This is a genomic window from Granulicatella sp. zg-ZJ, assembly GCF_010892355.1.
Lineage (GTDB): Bacteria > Bacillota > Bacilli > Lactobacillales > Aerococcaceae > WM01.
On sequence record NZ_WNJY01000022.1, the window covers coordinates 19,434 to 38,962 of the forward strand.

A 19,529-nucleotide genomic window follows, 5' to 3' on the forward strand; every position below is an offset into this window, starting at 1 on the left:
TAGTTGTTATTTAAGTCTTATGAAACAGTAATATCTAATAAAAGTAAGTGTTTTTTTCTTAATGATATACATTTAATTGGGACAATGAGAGCTGTTATTTTAGAAAAAAGATATTTGATTCCTTGGAATTCTACAGCAGTAGCAAAAACAAAAAGCATAGGTATTAAAAAGTTATACAGTGAATTTTTGGATAGGCACTATATCGGTTATCAATTACATAAAAAGAATCAGCTTGTTTATGGAAAAGGAGTTAGTAGTATTGTTCCTTTAAAAAGAAAAGATATTTGTTATGGTGTTAGTGAAAAATACGGTGTGATTGATACGACAGGTACAGCAGGAGGCTGTTTATCTTCGTCTACTTTATTTCAAATCGCTTTATTAGAATTAATCGAAAAAAATGAACTGATGCTTTTCTGGTATGGGAGTTATGGCTATAGATATTATCTAAAAAAACAGAGTTACTTAAATCTGATAAAAATGTTTAATAAAGATTATAAAGTAGTAGATGAAATAAAGATTTTTTGTATAAAAAATCTTTCCTCAGCAGTAACTATTATTGTTGCATTATTTAAAAAGAAAAATTTTGTAGGAAGTGGTATTGCTGCTAGTTTAATTATAGATGAAGCAATAGAGAAAGCAGTAAATGAATCTAAGAATTTATTGTTGGCATATTATCATGTTGGAAATTTACTTTTAAATGACAAGTTATGTAAAGAAGTATCAGTTCATTTACAAAAAAAAGAATTATATAGTAAAAAAATAAATTATAATTTAAAAGAAAGTACATTTAAGCTAAAGAAATGGATAAATGATATTGTAACTGTATTTTTACCTTTTTCATGTGGTAACGAAAAAGTAATAAAAGTGTGTTCACAAAAATTAATTAATTGTATTCCGTTAAAAGAAAATTTGATGTATCTTGATAAGGAAATTTTTTATCACTTCGATTTAGATATAGAATCAGATGTGATACCTAATTGCTGTATTATTTGAGGGAGAATTTAAATGTTTGGGTATCATAATATTGACATAAATAGTACTAAGCAGTTTTTTATAGATAATTTAAATACAGTTATTTGTAGTTTTATGGATAAGGAATATATATTAGGTATGTCTATTGACTCTAATAGAAAGAAAGCCGTTTTAAAATCAATAAGTGAATTGTTAGAAAGACGTATATTACATAATGTACAAGAATGTAGTCAAATAATCGGGAAAAGTTTAATAGATTATGAAGAAAAAATCATTTGTTCATATGCTCAAGAAGAGATGAAATATTTTTATGATTCAAATGGTATGGCATGTCATACAAATGCGAATTCCTCTGTAGAGAATGCTATCTCTGAATTTATTGAGAGACAGAGTTTATTGTATAGATATTTAACTAAAACGGGCTTATATATACTTCCAAATAGATTGATTTCGAAATATATTCCAACGTATTTTTCTGATTTTTCTTTTTATAATATTTCGTTAGTAGAGAATTTTTATGTTATTTTATGTATTGGGGTAAAAAATAAACAAAAATATATTTCTTTAGGAAGTTCTATAGATTTTTTTAAGGCATTGAAAGCAGCTATATCAGAACTTTATCAATTTTATCATTTCTATAATCAATCTTATTCTAAGCAAGAGAATAAAAATTTGGATTTAACCTATGCCTCTATATTTCATTCTATTGAAACCAAAGATTTTTTAGAAGCTTATGCCTTTCTAGATAAAATACCTTATTTAGAAAGTGAAACTCAATTATTTCATAAAGCTACTTATCACAGTGTTATAAGTGAATTAAATCAAGAGTGGGAGATAAATCCGTATTGTTTTGCATTTAATATTGATCAAGCTTTTATTACTAAGATTATAGATTTTAATTGGTTTCCTACATTACTACCAAAAGAAATGGATTTATATAAATTGAATAAATTAGAAAGAATATTCAAAAGAAGTATTGATAAGGAATGTAATTTTATACCATTCCCTTAATGTTATGGAGGATAGACATGAGAAAAAAACGATATATATTTGTTTTAGGTGTATTATTAGGATTGACTAGTTTATTTGTTTATCATCATATAAGTACTGTTCAAGTACCGGTCAAACATGGGCAAAAGAAAGAAAAAATTGTATCAAAATTAGAGCCAGTAGCTTTTTCTTTTGAGAAAGCGTTGACCTTAGATAACATTCAATCAAAAGAAGAAGTAGATGAGGGAGATAGTCAGAGAAAAAAATTATCGTTTCAACCTTTAAAAATACATGAAGATGAAGATAATCCGTCTTCAAAAATTGGGAGAAATATGTTTAAAACATATTATAAAGGTAAACAAATTGCTCATTATAGTATTTTAGGTGATAATTTATATTTACATAAAGGAGCTGGATTTGAAAGTGATGTAGAAAAAGCCACTGCAGAAAATTTTGTTCAGGATTGTTTAGATATAATACCTAATCAATTTAGAGAACATTTAACCGACTATTATGTTTACAAAAAAGGAGATGCTCTTGCGTTTGTAAGTCCTCCTCGGCGAGAGCAACGTTATTCAACAGCACTAAGTTTGAGTAGTTTAGATTTATTTATGAATATGAAACATGATTATGCTGACAAACTATATGAATTGGAAATGGTTACTTTTATTCATGAATTCGGACATATACTGTCTTTTATGCCCAATCATTTAAATTTTACGGTGAATATATCTAAACAATTAAGTATTCCAGAAAGTATGCAAGAAGAATTTCATAAAGATAGTTATTTAAGACAATTTTTTACGAAGTATTGGAAAAACGTAGATGAAAAGTGGATTGATGCAGATGAAACAACATGGCAAGAAGAAAGTAAATTTTTTAGATTAAATAGGGATAATTTTGTGAGTGTCTATGCTGCAAAGAATATTTATGAAGATTTTGCAGAAAGTTTTCTTCACTTTATACTAACGAAATCATCAGATTTAGATATAAGTAAGCCGTATACACAAAAACTATTGTTTTTCTATCAGTATCCAGAACTCGTTTCATTAAGAACATATATGTTAACTAAAATGGTAGAACATGAGAATAAATAAAGAGGGAGGTATGAAACTGATGAAAAAACAAAATGTATATATTGTGTTTATTTTAGGTTTGTTAGTAGGATGGGGATGTTTATTTGCCTATTACCATACAAATGCAGCAAAAGTACCTGTACAACAAGAGCAAGTAAAAGAGAAATTAGTATCAAAAGTAGAGCCGATAGCCTTTTCTTTTGACAAAAAATTGAATTTAGAAAACATTCAGCAAAAAAATGTCATAGAAAAAGGAGATAACCAACTACAAATATCGCCATTTAAATCTTTAAAAATACATGGAGATGAAGACGTGGATAGTCTAAAAATCGGTAGAATGCGTTTAGAAAAAGAAGATTTGGGAGAAGATATAGCACATTATAGTATTTTAGGGGATACTATTTATTTACATAAAGGAGCCACTTTTAAAGAAGATACGCAAAAAGAAATATCTGAAACGATAGTACGTGATTTTTTAGAGATTGTACCTGCTGAATATAGAGAGCATTTAACGGATTATCATGTTTATCAAACAGGAGCATCCTATATGTTTATTATACCTCCAAGAAAAGAGGTACAATCAGCATATAGTCTAGGTGTTGGTCATCTTGAAGAGATAATATCTTTGGATAAACAGAATTCAAAAAGCAGATATGAATTTGAAATGCCATTTATTGTCAATGCGTTAGGGCATCTTTTATATACTATGCCAAATCAAATAGATGTGGAAGCAAATGTAGGTCAACAGATAAGTTTTTCAGAAAGTATACAAAAAACGTTTAATAAAGATAGTTATTTAAGACAATTTTTTACGGAGTATTGGAAAAATGTTGATTTAAAATGGATTGATGTAGATGAAACAACATGGGAAGCAGAAAGACAGTTTTTTAAATTAAATAAAGACAATTTTGTTAGTTTGTATGCTAGAAAAGATATTTATGAAGATTTTGCAGAAAGTTTCAAATATTTTGTACTTACAAAATCTACTGATTTAGATGTAACAAAACCGTATACGCAAAAGATATTGTTCTTTTATCAATATCCAGAACTTGTTGAGTTAAGAACATTGATATTAACAAAAATGGTAGAATATGAAAAGAAATAGGATATTTTTCTCAAAAAATACTTTTCTTTTTTGAATTTTATGGTAGTATATTAACAAAACATTAAAAAATGAAAAAAACATGAAAGAGAAAGGAGCGTTTATCACATGAGCTTTATTATTGTCGTTATTTTAGTCATTATTTTAAATTTAGCTTATGATGATAGTAGATAGCGACGTTTTGTACTCTTTTTTGTATTGATAAAAGGCTAGTATCTACATCATCGTAGGTACTAGTTTTTTGTTTAGTATAGTGTCAAATTTTTAACAAAATTTAGCAGTGTATTTTATTTTATAATGTAAGAAAAAAGAAAGGACAGTGTATATGACACAATCAAAGAAATTAACAGTAGGACAATTTTTGACAAAGGTATTGAATGGGACAGCGATCGCTGTATTAGTTGGCTTAATTCCAAATGCGATTTTATCGGTTTTATTAACAAACCAACTTTTTAAAGGTAATGAGTTTATTCTCATGTGGCATACAGCAAATGTGCTTTTTCAAGCGGTTATTCCTGCTTTAATGGGGGCGTTAATTGCTTTTGAATTTGGATTTAAAGGATTAAAAGCTGCCTCTGTTGCAGCAGCAACGTATGTTGGTTCTGGAGTGACAACAAAAGCAGTTGTTGTGTCTAATTTATTGAAACAATCACAAGAACTAGGTAATGAAGAATTGATTAAAAATGCTAAAATGGTCGCAAATGGTTTTTTAACAGCTGGGACAGGCGATATTATTAATGCCATGTTGGTTGCGAGTCTAGGTGTTTTATTGCTTCTTGTTTTACAAGATAGACTAGGGTCATTAAATATTATTTTAATACCGATATTAAGTGTGTTGGTTTCTGTTATTGGATTATATACACTTCCGTATGTGAAAAGTATTACGACAGAAATAGGTGTTCTCATTAAAAACTTTACCGAATTACAACCGTATTTGATGAGTATATTGATTTGTGTGTCTTTTGCCATTTTGATTGTATCTCCAATTTCAACAGTTGCGATTGGTTTGGCAATTGGTTTGACAGGATTATCGGCAGGAGCATCTGCAATGGGAGTAGCTTCTACCACTATGGTATTGATTGTTCATTCGTTTACAGTCAATAAGCCAGGTGTGACGATTGCCGTAGCATTGGCTTCAATGAAAATGATGATGCCAAATGTTTTTAGACACCCAATCGTTTATATCAATATTGTCACAACAGCTATTTTATGTGCGTTATTAGTGCCAACATTTCATATTGTCGGAACGCCAGCAAGTGCAGGTTTTGGTTTAGTTGGGCTAACAGGTTTATTTGCTTCTATTGATGGAGGTTTATCGCCTATTTTGGCAGTGGTGTCTTGGATTGTTTTACCATTAGGTATTGCTATTTTAACACGTTATCTTTACACAAAAGTATGGCGTCTATATACACCAGAAGTATTTAAATTTGATGCATAAGTGGTATTTATCTACATTGACAATGGTGTTTTTCTATTATGGGATAGTGATATTTTTGTTTCGTTGTAAATTGTTTAGGTGTGTTTATGACTGAATTAACAGTAATCTCTTTTTATGTATTGAAATAAACAGGTTTATCACTAGATAATAATGCAATATGTCATACTAGTTTTTCTTATAGAAGTCATTACTCTTATGTATCTAATTATTGCTAGTTTGTTGATGATTATTGTTGGATATTTATACTATTGAGGTAAAGACATCATATAAAGTAATCTCTTCTTATTTTATGACGATTTTTCTGTATATTCATGATATAGAAGTTGACTTATGTTGTATAAATAGGTATGATAGGTAGGAGATTATATAGAGATGAGTGAGATGTGTGGTTCAACGTAAAACAGGTTTAGCGTGTACAGTGTGCGGACAGCGTAATTATACCGTTACACCAACTGAAAAAGGAAAAACAGTTCGTTTAGAAGTGAAGAAATTTTGCCGTTATTGTGCAAAACATACATTACACAAAGAAACAAAATAGGAAAGACACAAATAAGTTTGTCATAAAAGGAGTTTATTATGAAATTTTTAAAAAGTGTGTTTCAAGAAATGAAACTAGTCACTTGGCCAACAGGAAAAGAATTAGCAAGATTGACAGGAACAGTTGTTTCTAATGTGATTGCATTCGCATTATTTTTTGCAGTAGTGGATGCAGGCATTACAGCACTTGTACATTTATTATTATCATTTTAATTAAGAGAGTTAGGCAAAGTTCTCTCCAGATAATAGACAATGCTTTGTCTATTATCTGGTTTTTTTATTTGAAAAGGAGTTTGTATGTTAGAAATAAAAGCATTAACAGGTGGTTATACAAATTATGCAGTTTTAAAAAATGTCACATTTTCTGTTAATTCAGGAGAATTGGTTGCTTTGATTGGGCTAAATGGTGCAGGGAAAAGTACAACAATTAAGCATATTATTGGACTGATGAAACCTTTTTCTGGAGAAGTGACGATTAATGGAAAAACTGTGGAAATGGACGCAAAAGCTTATAGACAACAAGTAACGTATATTCCAGAAACACCTATTTTATACCAAGAATTAACATTAAAAGAGCATCTTTTTGTCACAGGTTTTGCCTACGGCTTATCACAAGAGGAAGCGCTAGACAAAGCAAAACCCTATTTAGAAGCATTTGGTTTAATGGAAAAACTTGATTGGTTTCCTGCCTATTTTTCTAAAGGTATGAAACAAAAAGTTATGATTACATGTGCTTTTATGATTGATGCATCTGTTTATATTATTGATGAACCTTTTTTAGGATTAGATCCTCTAGCCATTCGTCATTTATTAACGATGATTGAAGACAAAAAGAAAAAAGGAGCAGCTGTTTTAATGTCTACACATGTCTTATCGACCGCAGAAAAACAATGCGATACATTTGTCTTTATTCATGACGGGATTATTCAAGCAGTTGGAAATTTACAAGCATTACAAGAACAATATCAAGTGCCAAATGCTTCTTTAGATGACTTGTATATTCAAATGGTAAATGAGGCGACAAAATGAATTTAGAAGGATTATTTAAAACGAGATTAGCCAATCATCAAAAGCGTTTAGCCAAGTATTTAAGGTATGTTTTTAATGATCATTTTGTATTGGTACTTATGATTGCCTTGGGAGGTATTGGGTTATCTTATGCACAATTTATTCAAACATTATCATTTACGCATGACCAAACAACCCTTGTTTTAATAGGCATTATCGCTATTTTGTCTTGCTTGACTTTATTCGGCAAATTAGCATTGCTTATTCAACCAGCAGACAAACACTTTTTAAGTACGCTAGAAAATGATTGGAAACCATATATTCATAAAAGTTTAGTGTATAGTTTGTGTTTACCTAGTTTTATTGCTATTTGTACGGTAGGCATATTGTATCCATTGTTTTTAAAAATGAACGTAGTTGTTTCTTTTGTTTTGTGTATTGTCATGATATTGTTAAAGTATGTTGATTTACTTAGACAAGTGTGGTTATTAAAACAAAATAGACCATTAAAGCAATGGCAAAGTGTTGTAGCGATGATGTTAAGTAGTGGCATTGTCTTTAGTCTGTATTTTTTTGTTAATATTTGGGCGAGTGTGGTATGTGTTGGTTTATTTATTGGTATCATGCAGTATAGTCTACAAAAGGATACAGCATTGTATTATTGGGAGTATATTGTCGATACAGAAATCAAGCGAATGAATCAAATATACCGTTTATTACAATTATTTATTGATGTTCCGATTTTTGAAGAAACGGTAAAAAGACGACCATATTTAGATAAATGTTTTACAAAAACAACACGTCTTTATTATTATTTGTATGAACGTGCTTTTTTACGTGGAAAAGCAGAGTTGAGTATGTCGATGCAATTAATGGGGATGACAATTTTATTGAGATATTTATTTTCTAATGTATATTTGTATAGTGGTATACTCGTATGTATGCTATTTTTGACGGGTTATCAATTATTGCCGATGTATCAACATTTTTCAGGTCATATTTTATTAGAGATTGCACCTTATACAAAAGACGAAAAAAAACGTGATTTTCAAGCGTTTTTAAAGAAAATATTGATGGTGCAGTTATTGGTAGCGAGTGTGTTGAGTATGCTCATAGCGTTCGATATTCGCTTAATGATAGGTATTTTGATAGGTATTGTGTTCATTTATATCATTTTTCCGTTGTATGTTCAAAGAAAACTTGATAAAATATAGAAGCAAAATTGAAGAAATAAGGGTATAACATGGATTATAGAATGGATTCAGAGTGGGATTTATATCCATTAGGTGGCGAAACGGGTCAGTCCTATATGGGTGTTAAAGGAAAACAAAATATATTTTTAAAACGAAACACAACACCATTTTTAGCAGCCGTTTCTACGGAGGGTATGACACCTAAATTATTATGGACAAAAAGAACGGTTCACGGTGAAGTGTTAACGGCTCAGGAATGGATTGATGCTAGACAATTAGACGAAGAAGAAATGGTTCAAATGGACGTTTTGAATTTAGTAAGAGATATTCATCAATCAGAACCTTTATTGAAAATGCTCAAACAAATTGACGGTAAAGTTTGCTCGCCAATGGATTGTTTGTCACTCTATGCAGAAGATTTGCAAACAGATTTAAGAACAAATCACTTTTTAAATGATGTTTACAATTATTTACAACAACGAGCAGTGATGTTGATAGATACACCAAAAACGGTGTGTCACGGCGATTTAAATCATCGTAATTTTCTATTGGAAAAAACAGGACGTTTGTATTTGGTTGATTGGGAAATGGTCAAACTTTGTGACCCAATGTTAGATATTGCCAATATTTTGTGTCAATATGTAGATAGAAAAGATTGGTTAACATGGATTGATGTTTATGGGCTAGAGATAAATCAAGATCTTATTGAGCGGTTAGAATGGTACGTGCTATACGATTGCTTGATAAGTATTAAGAAAAATCATTTCCAAGGTCGATACAGACAAATGAATAATAGTATTTTACTAATAAAAGATGTATTAAAACAAATAAGAAATCGTTAAAATGAGGGACTAGCAAATATGTTAGCCCCATTTTATGTGGGAGAAAAGAGTAAGGAGTATAATATGCGATTAAGACATAAGCCGTGGGCAAAAGAAAAGATTGAACAACATCCACAATACGTTGTTCAACATCCAAAAGAATGGAAAGGTCGTTGGCACGAACGTTTTAATAATAACAATCCTATTCACATCGAAATTGGAACAGGAAAAGGTCAATTTATTGTAGGTATGGCAAAAGCTAATCCGACAATTAACTATATTGGTATTGAATTACAAACGAGTGTTGTAGTCGTAGCTTTAGATAAATTGATTGAAGAAGATTTACCAAACTTACAATTATTGCACATTAACGGAGGAGATGTGACAGAGTTTTTTGATAATGGGGAAGTGGATCGTATTTATTTAAACTTTAGTGATCCGTGGCCAAAGAAAAAACACGAAAAACGACGTTTAACTTACAAAACCTTTTTAGAAAGTGATGAACAAATTTTGGTTCCGAATGGTGAAATTCATTTCAAAACGGATAATCAAGGTTTGTTTGAGTATTCATTGGCAAGTTTTTCTCAATATGGCATGCACTTAAAACAAGTGTGGTTGGACTTGCATACGAGTGATTTTGAAGGCAATATTATGACAGAGTATGAACAAAAATTTTCGGCAAAAGGACAACGTATTTACCGTGTCGAAGCAGCTTTTGTGGAGAAAAAATAAAAATAAATTGACCCTAAAGTGAAAATGAGAGAGTTGGCTTTTTATATCCATAAACATTTTTAAATACTAAAAACCCTTGACATCAACTTCTTCAAAACGTTGATGTCAAGGGTTTTTCGATTCTATCATATCGTGTCGATGGATAAAGAAGAAATGAAATTGATAAAAAGATGTATCTTTGTTATACTGATTGAAAGCGAAAGAGAGGTAAGGTTATGGAACACCAAATAATTTATTCTGTGGAACAAGAAAAAGGACTAAACCGATTTGTTGCAAGGACGTTTTTATGGATGATGATTGGGTTAGCCATTAGTACGCTTTCAGCGTATATGCTACTCAAAACAAAGGTTTTATTTTATCACATCGTTTCCAATTCATTTTTTTATTATGGTATTTTTATGATTGAAATTATGTTAGCTTATTCGCTACGCATCAATTTAGAAAAAATAGAAAATAAAATATCTTATATTGTGAAATTTATCGTGTATTCGATACTGACTGGTGTGACATTTGCTGTGGTGGGTGCTTTATATGAACCGATGAGCATTGTCTATGCTCTCGTGTCAACTATTCCTTTGTTTGCTATGTTAGCCATTTATGGTTACACAACAAACCGAGATTTAACAAAAATAGGAACAATTGCAAGACCTATTATGATTGGGTTAATCATTTCTATTCTGATGAATGGCTTACTTTTCAAAAGTAATTTTATTGAGTTGATGATTTCTATTGTTGTATTATTAACATTTTCAGGTTTAACAGCGTATGATATGCAAAAAATTAAAGCAGTGTATCTTTATTTTGAAAACCAACCACACGTACACAACTCACTTATTGTATCTTGTGCATTGGAATTATATTTAGATTTCATCAATATGTTTATATCTGTTTTAAATATTTTTGGTAAATTAAAAGATTAGATTATATCGGAAAGGATATATATGAAAAAAATTATAAAATATGCAACAGCTTTGAGTACGATTGTGTTAGCCGGAACGGCATATCAATATAAAAAACAGCTAGACAAGCAACATTTATGTGATACGATTTTATCAAATGCCAAAACAGACAGTCGATTACAAGGTCATGTTGTTGGTTCGTTTATCAACATGACAAAAGAGTATTCAGATGTTTTTGATATGAATGTTTTTGTGGGTGGTGTGACAACGACACAATACACATACGATTTTGTTGCCGACGCACAAACTGGTGCTTTACTAGCATTACATCAACAAATTCGCCTATAATGTTTAGGGCTGATGAAACAGGCAAATCGAATACGTGTTATCCATTTATGATAAGGGATAGGCACACCATAAAAGTGGTAAACTGACATTAAAAACGTCAGTTTACCACTTTTGTATATTAGAGTGATTTTTTAGTTTTCACGTATGATTTATGGTATACTATAACAACAAAACAGTTAAAGGTAGGGATATTGTGATGACAAAAGAAGAATTGATGACATACGCACAAGAAGCATTACAACATGCGTATTGCCCATATTCAAATTTTCCAGTAGGTGCAGCGATTTTGTATAAAGACGGAACAGTGATTAAAGGTGCGAATATTGAAAATGTATCCTTTGGTGCCACAAGCTGTGCAGAGCGTAGTGCTTTATTTGCTGGAGCGTCACAAGGGTATCGTAAAGGCGATATTGTGGCGATTGCTGTGGCAGGGAAAACAGAGGATTACTTACCACCATGTAATATTTGTCGACAAGCCTTAGTTGAATTTTGTTCTCCAGAAACACCCGTTTATTTAGTGAATGGAGATAATGATATTTTAAGTTTGACATTGAATGATTTAGTACCGTATTCATTTACTAAATTAGATATGTAAGAAAGGATTTTATATATGATTGTTTATAAAATACCGACAGGTTTATTATCTGAAAATGTTTATTTTGTTGTTAAAGACAATAAAGATACATTGATTTTTGATCCTGGTGCTCAACCAGAAGATTTATTAGCATTTATCCAAGAACATGATTTAAATCCCGTTGCGATTGCTTTAACACATGCACATTATGATCACATAGGAGCATTAGATGAGGTACGCAATGTTTACCCAGTACCTGTATACATGCATCATATTGAAAAAGACTTTTTAAGCAATCCTGTTTTAAATTTATCAAGCAGACATGAACCACTTTCTGTGAGAGAAGCAGACGTTTTATTCAAAGAAATGGGAGAAGTTTCTATTGAGGGGTTTGATTGTCGCATTGAACATGTACCGGGGCATTCTCCGGGTAGTACGGTTTATCTATTTGAAAAAGACGGTTTTGCCATTGTTGGTGACACGCTATTTAAAGGTGGTTGTGGCAGAACAGATTTACCGTCAAGTAGTTCTCACGCAGAACTTATGGAAGGTATAAATAAGCATTTAATGACACTGCCAGATAACACTGTTATTTTATCTGGACATGGTGACCAAACAACCATTCAACAAGAACGTGCTACGAACCCTTACTTAAACGGAGTGACACGATGAACATTATTCGCTTTCCAAAAAATAAAGATGTTTTCTTACAAAAAGCAACGCAATCTTTTGAAGAAGCAAATATGACTGAAGCCATTCTCTATATGGAAAAAGCCATTCAAGAAACAAAAGATACATCTTTATATACGATTTATATTGCGACATTATTGGAAAGTCATGAATTGGATAAGGCTTTAGCATTTTTTAAGACATACTTACCTAATATACAACAAGAAACACAGGATATAGAGTGGGACAGCTTGTACATTCGTTTATTATTAGAGTTGTGGGACTTAGAAACAGCTTCGTCTACATTAGAAAAAAAGACAGCTTATTATGAACAATATGGATTATCCACATATCAATTAGAGGTTCTGTCACAACGGTTAAATCAACAACATATCGCATTAAAAAATGAAGAGGAAGAAATGCAACAACAGTTGATGATACAACTCGAAAAAGTTGAAGCATTATCTTTTTTAGAGCAACGTTCTTTATTGCCAATGCTCAATATACTATCTGTTGATGCGTATATAGAACAAGCCATGTATTTATTGTGTACAGAACAGTTTCATCCACTCTTGAAATCTTATTTGCTGGAAATGTTATGCGAACGTCAATATACACAAGACATAGACATGGTGTGGTTTGGCGAAAAACAGAGTGTGTCGTTAACGCAACTTGTGCCGGTTTTGGAGCATCCAATATATCAACGCATGGATAAATATGTCGACAATATGGCGATTGATGAACAAAATAAACAAGTGCTACAACAAAATATATTGTTGTACGTGTCGATGTTATATCCTTTTATAGAGCGTGTCATTGATGATGAAGTGGCATTTGTTCATGCTTTACAAGAAAAACATGTAGCAGAAAAACAACATGTATGGATTGACCGTTTAGAAAAAGAAATTCAAAAAATGACGATGTAAAAGAGGTGAAAAAATGATAGGTTATTATATTGGGATTTTGTTACTCATTGGTTTGGATCAAGTTGTGAAATATTGGATTGTACAAACTTTCCCATTACATACAGGGCAAACGCTTATAGATGGTGTTGTGTCTTTATACCATATCCAAAACAAAGGAGCAGCATGGGGAATATTATCTGGTAATATGTTATTTTTTACCATTATGACGATTGTTGTTCTTGTCGGTTTAATGTATTGGATACACCGTCAAAAACGTGGACGTCTTGAAAAAATGATTTACATGTTCATTTTTGCCGGTGCTATTGGGAATTTCATTGATAGATTACGATTAGGTTATGTCGTTGATATGATTAAAGTGGATTTTATTGATTTTCCTATATTCAATGTTGCCGATATTTGTTTGACATTTGGCGCAGTGCTACTCATTTTATACATGGTTTTAGATTCAAGAAAAGGATAAATTATGAAAGAAACAATGATTGTCACCAATCAAACAGAACGTTTGGATAAAGTGATACAAGAATGGTTAACGATAAGCCGTTCACAAATTCAACAACTTATTAAATTAGAACAAGTAATGGTGAATGGAAAACTAGAAAAAGCCAATTATAAAGTTAAAGAAAATGACGTGATTGAGGTATCTATTTTTGAAGAGGAACCGATTGACGTTATACCTGAAAATATTCCGATTGAAATTGTGTATCAAGATACCGATGTTGTTGTCATTAACAAGGCAAAAGGAATGGTTGTGCATCCGTCACGAGGGCATGAAACAGGTACTTTAGTCAATGCTTTGTTGTATCATATAAGTTCGCTATCCACTGGAACGGGTCATGTACGACCGGGTATTGTACACCGTATTGATAAAGACACGACAGGTTTATTGGTGGTGGCTAAACATAATGATGCACACCAATTTTTAGCCAATCAATTAAGAAAGCACACCATGGAAAGACAATATGTTGCTTTAGTGCATGGAGTGATTGAACATGAAACGGGAACGATTGATGCGCCTATTGCACGTGATAAACAAGATAGATTGAAATTTTCTGTTCAAAAAGACGGTAAGCATGCCGTTACCCACTTTAAAGTACTCGAAAGGTTTGATGATAAAACATTGGTTTTGTTACATTTAGAAACTGGACGAACACATCAAATTCGTGTACACATGAATTTTATAGGGTACTCACTTGTGGGGGATCCTCTATATAGTCCGTATGAGGAAGATAAAACGCAAGGACAATATTTGCATGCGAAAACATTAGGATTTATACATCCAAAAAGTAAAGAAGTATTGTCATTTACAACTGAATTACCAGAACAGTTTCAAGCGTATTTAGAAACGTTAAGAAAGTAGGTTTATATGTATACATTTAAAACAGATATTGATGAACAATCGTACGATATATTTGTTGAACAACACCCAATGGGAAATTTATTACAAACAGCTAAGTGGGCAAGTGTAAAATCAGAATGGCAGTCTGTACGTACAGCTGTTTATCAAGGTAACCAAATGGTCGGAGCAGCTTTGATTTTAATTCGTACCATTAAAGGTTTTAAATTTGGGTACATACCAAGAGGACCAATTATCGACTACGATAATCAAGCATTAGTTTCTTTTTATATGAATGAACTAAAGCAATTTGCTAAAAAGAATAAATGGTTATTTATTAAATTTGACCCAAGAATTGTACGTAAATCGGCACCATTTAAAGTGTTTCCAAACTCCCCCGTCTTATCTGATAGTTTAGAAAAAGTAAATACACTCACACAAAAAGGTATTCGCTATTTAGGGTTAACAACGTCTTTATATGACACCGTACAACCAAGATTTGAAGCCATTCTCGATGTCGAGCAGTTTGATGAAAAAGCACTCTCATCAAAAGTCCGAAATTGTATCAAAGCATCTCGTAAAAGAGATGTTGTCATCACGTCTTATGATGAGGAGGGTGCGGATTTGTTAAATCACGTCATTCAAAAGACAATGGCACGTAAACATATTCAGTTAAGAGGTGCAGATTATTTCCGTTTAATTAAGCAGTTATACCAAGATAAAGCTGATTTTTCCATTGCTGAAATGGACGTCGCAACAGCTACATCACAATTAAAGGATAAAATCAATGCATTGACGACTCAAATGACGTCTGGAAAATATCGTGAACGTAAAGTTAAATTGTTACAGGAAGAATTAACTTTATTAGAAAAACGTCTGTCTGATTTAAACGCCATGCCTGTTGAGGATAAAGCCATTATGTCAGGTGGTTTATCTGTTGGATGTGGACATGTATTAGAACAAATTTATGCGGGGTTCGATGAACAGTATAAACAATTTTACCCACAATATTTATTGTATGTATCCTTTGTTGAATACGCCAAAAAACAGGGATACACACGTGTTAATTTGGGTGGTATTGAAAATAATCTTGAAGGTGGACTTATTCAATTTAAAGCAAAATTCAATCCCATTATTGAAGAATATGTTGGGGAGTTTGATTTAGTCGTATCGCCACTTTACTATGCGGTTCAATTTGCTTTAAACATGCGAAAACGTCTGAAAAAGAAAGGGTAGTATTATGGATATTTTATTGATTGGTTTAGGCGGTGGTATTGGAGCGATTTGTCGCTATGGTCTTAGCGTATGGTTGCCTTTTACAACAACATTCCCACTTAAAACACTTTGTATCAATATTATCGGTAGCTTTATTTTAGGTGTTTGTATGGGGTACTCAAAACAACTCAATAAAAAATGGCTACTCTTTTTAACCACCGGATTATGCGGAGGATTTACAACATTTTCAACATTCGCCTTTGAAACATTTCAATTATACACTCTAGGTAAGTACATGATGATTGCACTGTATCTTTTATGCAGTATCGCACTATCATTGCTAGCTGTTGGAGTAGGATATATGTTAGGCGCAAAAGGAGTACAATGAAAAAACGATATATCTTTTTAGGTTTTGTGATTGTGTATACAGTGCTACAATTTATTGCCATATCTCCCGAAAAGCCATTGGCTTATAAATTTAAAGCAAAAAACGGAATACCGCTCGTCATTGCACACGGAGGAGCTAAAAAACTATTTCCAGAAAATACAATATATGCTTTTGAACAAGCTATGGCACTAGGTGTAGATGCCTTGGAATTAGATTTAAGACTAACCAAGGATAATATTGTCGTGACACATCATAATGAAACGATTGATGAAACAAGTGATGGCACTGGACGTGTTATCGACTATACGTATGACGAGTTAAAAAAATTTAACTTTGGTGCAAAATTTGTTGATCCCGAAGGGAAAATGCCCTTTCAACAAAAACACGAAAAAGTTATTCCAATGACTTTGGATGATTTATTTGCGACATACGCCAAGAAAACATTATTTATTATTGAAATAAAAGATGAGGGCGAAGCAGGCAAAGAGGTTGCACGTCAAATTAAGAAACTGATTGAGAAATATGATATTGTAGAAGATGTTAGTGTCGCAAGTTTTATTCAGAGTAATTTAGCTTACTATCGCTCAATCAAAGACCCAAAAAGTCACACAAGTATGAGTGAAGAAGATGCAAAAACAAGTGTCTATTCTATGTATGGAGGTTACGACTTCTTTATGCACTACGGAGTAGAGGGAGCACAATTCCCAACATTTGAAACAGTCCCTCTTGATACGGACTATTTGATTTGGAAACTGAAAAAACATAATATGTTTGTCCAATATTGGACGATTGACGATGAAGAAACAATGACCACCCTTATTCAAAAAGGTGTGGACGGTATCATGTCCGACAGACCCGATATTTTAAAAAAAGTCATACAACAAATGAAAAAATAAATTGGCTTATAGTGAAGTCAAAAAAAGAGTTAACGAAACCATTACCACGGTTTCGTTAACTCTTTTTTCTATGTGTCATATATAAACCGACAAATGTAGCATTGGATATGCTGAAAAGACTAAATCAATAACGTTTTTAACGTTTGACAAGAAGAAACCGATATTATGAAAGAAATAGTGTGGTTTTTATGGCGTATTATGATAAAAATTCAGCAAGGGGTACCTTAAAATGCATTATTTTTATTTAAATTAAGGTTATTTTATCGTTTTAATGAAAAAATATTGACTTATAAAAGTAGAATGATATTATTTTTGTAGATATAACAGCTTTTTGATAGAGATAACGGAGTGAATTGGCTCATATAAATGGGGATATTTAAAGAGATAGTCTATTTGAAAAATCTTTAAAAAAGAACAGCGTGGGGTACATCAAAACGTATGATACATCGAATAAACGATATGATATAAATTATTTTTGTAAGAAAATATTGTATGGCTATGATGAAACAGTATGATGATATGTAGAGGTCGGATTGTAGCATAATCATCACCATCATTTTGATGTCAAAGAAAAGGAAGAATGAAAATTATTTTTGTAAAATAAATGATTAGGAGGAAATGGAAATGTTAATTAATAAAAATTTTACAAAATTATGGTTTGGGAGATTGATGAGCAATTATGGAGATAGTGTTGTGTATATTGTATTGATATGGTATATCATGCAAAATACACAAGATATGTTTTGGGTAGGAGCTCTTAATGCAGCCGCTTTTGCTCCGACAATGCTCTCTTTTTTATTTGGTAATTTAATTGATAGACATAAAAAGGGTAAAATACTTGTCATACTAGAATTGGGACAAGCGTTAGGAAATCTCATGATTTTATTTGCGATGTTTTGTTTACCTATTATGCCACTTCTTTTATGTGCTATCGTCTTTTTTTCTTGTATGTTTAGTATGAATACGTATCCTGTGCAAGATGCGTTTGTTCCACTTTTAGTGAAAGAAGAAAAATTAGAAGCGGCACAATCCTATATGTCTATTGGTTATAAAATAGCAGATTATTTATTTAATGGGACGATTGGATTTGTATTAAAAATGATTAGTCCTATAGTATTGTTGTTGTCTTCAATAGGAAGTTTTTTATTATCTGCAACTTTATTTCAAAAGATTGATTGCAAAGAAGAAATAAAAGAGTTACATCATGAAAAGTCAGAATCCGTTTTTGAAGGATTTAAAATTATTTTTTCAAATCCACTATTAAGAATGTTGACGATATCTTCTGCGATTTGTAATTTTGGATTTTCAGGATTTAATGTGTATACTGCACAAATTTCTAAAAGTTTAAATGACCCTACTTTATTAGGCTTAATTAGTGCGATGTTATCTGTAGGCTGTCTTTTTGGCAGTACATTTATTGTTCATAAAGTATTGAAAGGGATGGCGACTTATCAAAAAATGATAATCGGGTACTGTTTTTTTGGATTTTGTATGGCAATAATGTCCTTTTTTGTTAGTGGATATTGGACAGTACTAGCAGGTATGTTAGTATCGGGCTTTTTTCTGGGAATTGTTCAAACTGTTAAGACACCTATTATCCAATCTTATATTCCAAACGAGCAATTAGGGAAAGTATTTGCCACACAAGGAACAATATCTGTGGGGATTATGCCAGTATCATCATTGATATGGGGGGTTCTAGCTAATTATATTTCTGTTGATATATTTTTTGTGATATTCGGTATCATCTATGTAAGTTGTTCAGCAATATTTTTCTATCAACGAAATAAAGTCGTTTCATAACAATAAGAATGTGATAACCTCCTTTTAGGAGGGTCAGACTGTTGACAATAGCGATAAAAAATCCAACGTATTTTTCCAGTTTTGAAAAATACGTTGGATTTTACATTTAAAAATGATAAATAAAGAACTATATTGTAAAAAATGGCTATCTCTCGTGAGTAGGATTGCCATTTTTTTCATGTTTTGGGCAGCACAAGATAACCAAGTGTACTGCTGCATCTTGGCTACTCCTCTATATTGTGCAAACCGATACCCATGATTTTGTTTAGAGTCTGCAAAGCTACGCTCAATCGTTTCTTTCCGTCGTTTATATAGTGCTTTCCCAAACGTAGATAATCGACGTTCACGACATCTATCGTATACATCAGCATCTATCGCTCGACGTAGTATCCGTTTATTACTGTTATCGCTTATACGATACTGCTTATATCCTTGTCTATCAATGTTTCTGTAGGTGTAAATTTCTCCCGTACGTGTATCCGTAAAACAATCTCTAGATGAATCATAGCGAAAAAACTTATGGTCAGGATTGCGATGAAAACGTCTATACCCAATCACAGAAAATATCTTTTTCTCTTCTAAAAATTTTAAAATGTCTTTTTTATAATA

At 31.8% G+C, this 19,529-nt stretch carries 23 protein-coding genes; 22 read left to right on the forward strand and 1 reads right to left on the reverse strand.

What is annotated here, in order from left to right:
- Nucleotides 1–3 precede the first annotated feature (3 nt).
- From GMA11_RS06905 to GMA11_RS07010, 22 genes are all read left to right on the forward strand, one after another.
- Nucleotides 4–993, forward strand: coding sequence for a hypothetical protein (locus GMA11_RS06905; RefSeq protein WP_163546462.1), 990 nt, complete (start codon nt 4–6; stop codon nt 991–993).
- A gap of 12 nt (nt 994–1,005) precedes the next feature.
- Nucleotides 1,006–1,983, forward strand: a complete 978-nt coding sequence (locus GMA11_RS06910) for a YcaO-like family protein (protein ID WP_163546463.1) — start codon at nt 1,006–1,008, stop codon at nt 1,981–1,983.
- Between the two features lie 17 nt (nt 1,984–2,000).
- Nucleotides 2,001–3,059, forward strand: a complete 1,059-nt coding sequence (locus GMA11_RS06915; RefSeq protein ID WP_163546464.1) for a hypothetical protein — start codon at nt 2,001–2,003, stop codon at nt 3,057–3,059.
- Nucleotides 3,060–3,069: 10 nt separating this feature from the next.
- On the forward strand, nt 3,070–4,143 hold the full coding sequence (locus GMA11_RS06920) for a hypothetical protein (RefSeq protein WP_163546465.1): 1,074 nt from the start codon (nt 3,070–3,072) through the stop codon (nt 4,141–4,143).
- Nucleotides 4,144–4,465: 322 nt separating this feature from the next.
- Nucleotides 4,466–5,578, forward strand: coding sequence for a PTS sugar transporter subunit IIC (locus GMA11_RS06925; RefSeq protein WP_163546466.1), 1,113 nt, complete (start codon nt 4,466–4,468; stop codon nt 5,576–5,578).
- Nucleotides 5,579–5,963: 385 nt separating this feature from the next.
- A complete protein-coding gene (gene rpmG, locus GMA11_RS06930) occupies nt 5,964–6,116 on the forward strand; it encodes a 50S ribosomal protein L33 (RefSeq protein ID WP_163546467.1) in 153 nt (50 codons plus the stop codon).
- A 38-nt stretch (nt 6,117–6,154) separates the two neighbouring features.
- On the forward strand, nt 6,155–6,328 hold the full coding sequence (secE, locus tag GMA11_RS06935) for a preprotein translocase subunit SecE (protein ID WP_163546468.1): 174 nt from the start codon (nt 6,155–6,157) through the stop codon (nt 6,326–6,328).
- An 84-nt stretch (nt 6,329–6,412) separates the two neighbouring features.
- A complete protein-coding gene (locus GMA11_RS06940) occupies nt 6,413–7,144 on the forward strand; it encodes an ABC transporter ATP-binding protein (RefSeq protein WP_163546469.1) in 732 nt (243 codons plus the stop codon).
- Nucleotides 7,141–8,337 (forward strand): ABC transporter permease, encoded by a 1,197-nt coding sequence (locus GMA11_RS06945; RefSeq protein ID WP_163546470.1) that lies wholly within the window; start codon nt 7,141–7,143, stop codon nt 8,335–8,337. Before GMA11_RS06940 ends, GMA11_RS06945 begins: the two co-directional genes overlap by 4 nt.
- A 29-nt stretch (nt 8,338–8,366) precedes the next feature.
- A complete protein-coding gene (locus GMA11_RS06950) occupies nt 8,367–9,158 on the forward strand; it encodes a phosphotransferase family protein (RefSeq protein ID WP_163546471.1) in 792 nt (263 codons plus the stop codon).
- Between the two features lie 63 nt (nt 9,159–9,221).
- On the forward strand, nt 9,222–9,869 hold the full coding sequence (trmB, locus tag GMA11_RS06955; protein ID WP_163546472.1) for a tRNA (guanosine(46)-N7)-methyltransferase TrmB: 648 nt from the start codon (nt 9,222–9,224) through the stop codon (nt 9,867–9,869).
- 215 nt (nt 9,870–10,084) lie between these two features.
- A complete protein-coding gene (locus GMA11_RS06960) occupies nt 10,085–10,789 on the forward strand; it encodes a Bax inhibitor-1/YccA family protein (protein ID WP_163546473.1) in 705 nt (234 codons plus the stop codon).
- Between the two features lie 21 nt (nt 10,790–10,810).
- Nucleotides 10,811–11,116, forward strand: coding sequence for a hypothetical protein (locus GMA11_RS06965; protein ID WP_163546474.1), 306 nt, complete (start codon nt 10,811–10,813; stop codon nt 11,114–11,116).
- 151 nt (nt 11,117–11,267) lie between these two features.
- Nucleotides 11,268–11,711 (forward strand): cytidine deaminase, encoded by a 444-nt coding sequence (locus tag GMA11_RS06970; RefSeq protein WP_345940864.1) that lies wholly within the window; start codon nt 11,268–11,270, stop codon nt 11,709–11,711.
- 15 nt (nt 11,712–11,726) lie between these two features.
- The gene (locus tag GMA11_RS06975; RefSeq protein WP_163546476.1) at nt 11,727–12,362 is read left to right on the forward strand and encodes an MBL fold metallo-hydrolase; all 636 of its coding nucleotides are present in this window, start codon (nt 11,727–11,729) and stop codon (nt 12,360–12,362) included.
- On the forward strand, nt 12,359–13,285 hold the full coding sequence (locus tag GMA11_RS06980) for a hypothetical protein (protein ID WP_163546477.1): 927 nt from the start codon (nt 12,359–12,361) through the stop codon (nt 13,283–13,285). The genes GMA11_RS06975 and GMA11_RS06980 overlap by 4 nt, the downstream gene beginning before the upstream one ends.
- 13 nt (nt 13,286–13,298) lie before the next feature.
- A complete protein-coding gene (lspA, locus tag GMA11_RS06985) occupies nt 13,299–13,745 on the forward strand; it encodes a signal peptidase II (RefSeq protein ID WP_163546478.1) in 447 nt (148 codons plus the stop codon).
- Nucleotides 13,746–13,748: 3 nt separating this feature from the next.
- Entirely contained in the window at nt 13,749–14,642 is an 894-nt protein-coding gene (locus GMA11_RS06990) for an RluA family pseudouridine synthase (protein WP_163546479.1), read from the forward strand.
- A 6-nt stretch (nt 14,643–14,648) separates the two neighbouring features.
- Nucleotides 14,649–15,854 (forward strand): peptidoglycan bridge formation glycyltransferase FemA/FemB family protein, encoded by a 1,206-nt coding sequence (locus GMA11_RS06995; protein WP_163546480.1) that lies wholly within the window; start codon nt 14,649–14,651, stop codon nt 15,852–15,854.
- A 4-nt stretch (nt 15,855–15,858) separates the two neighbouring features.
- On the forward strand, nt 15,859–16,221 hold the full coding sequence (gene crcB, locus GMA11_RS07000) for a fluoride efflux transporter CrcB (protein ID WP_205422912.1): 363 nt from the start codon (nt 15,859–15,861) through the stop codon (nt 16,219–16,221).
- Nucleotides 16,218–17,117 (forward strand): glycerophosphodiester phosphodiesterase, encoded by a 900-nt coding sequence (locus GMA11_RS07005; protein ID WP_163546481.1) that lies wholly within the window; start codon nt 16,218–16,220, stop codon nt 17,115–17,117. Before crcB ends, GMA11_RS07005 begins: the two co-directional genes overlap by 4 nt.
- A gap of 624 nt (nt 17,118–17,741) precedes the next feature.
- Nucleotides 17,742–18,920, forward strand: coding sequence for an MFS transporter (locus GMA11_RS07010; RefSeq protein WP_163546482.1), 1,179 nt, complete (start codon nt 17,742–17,744; stop codon nt 18,918–18,920).
- A gap of 33 nt (nt 18,921–18,953) precedes the next feature.
- On the opposite strand, the gene GMA11_RS07015 is transcribed toward GMA11_RS07010, so the two are convergent.
- On the reverse strand, nt 18,954–19,529 hold a 576-nt coding region (locus tag GMA11_RS07015; protein WP_205422862.1), incomplete at its 5' end, for a transposase.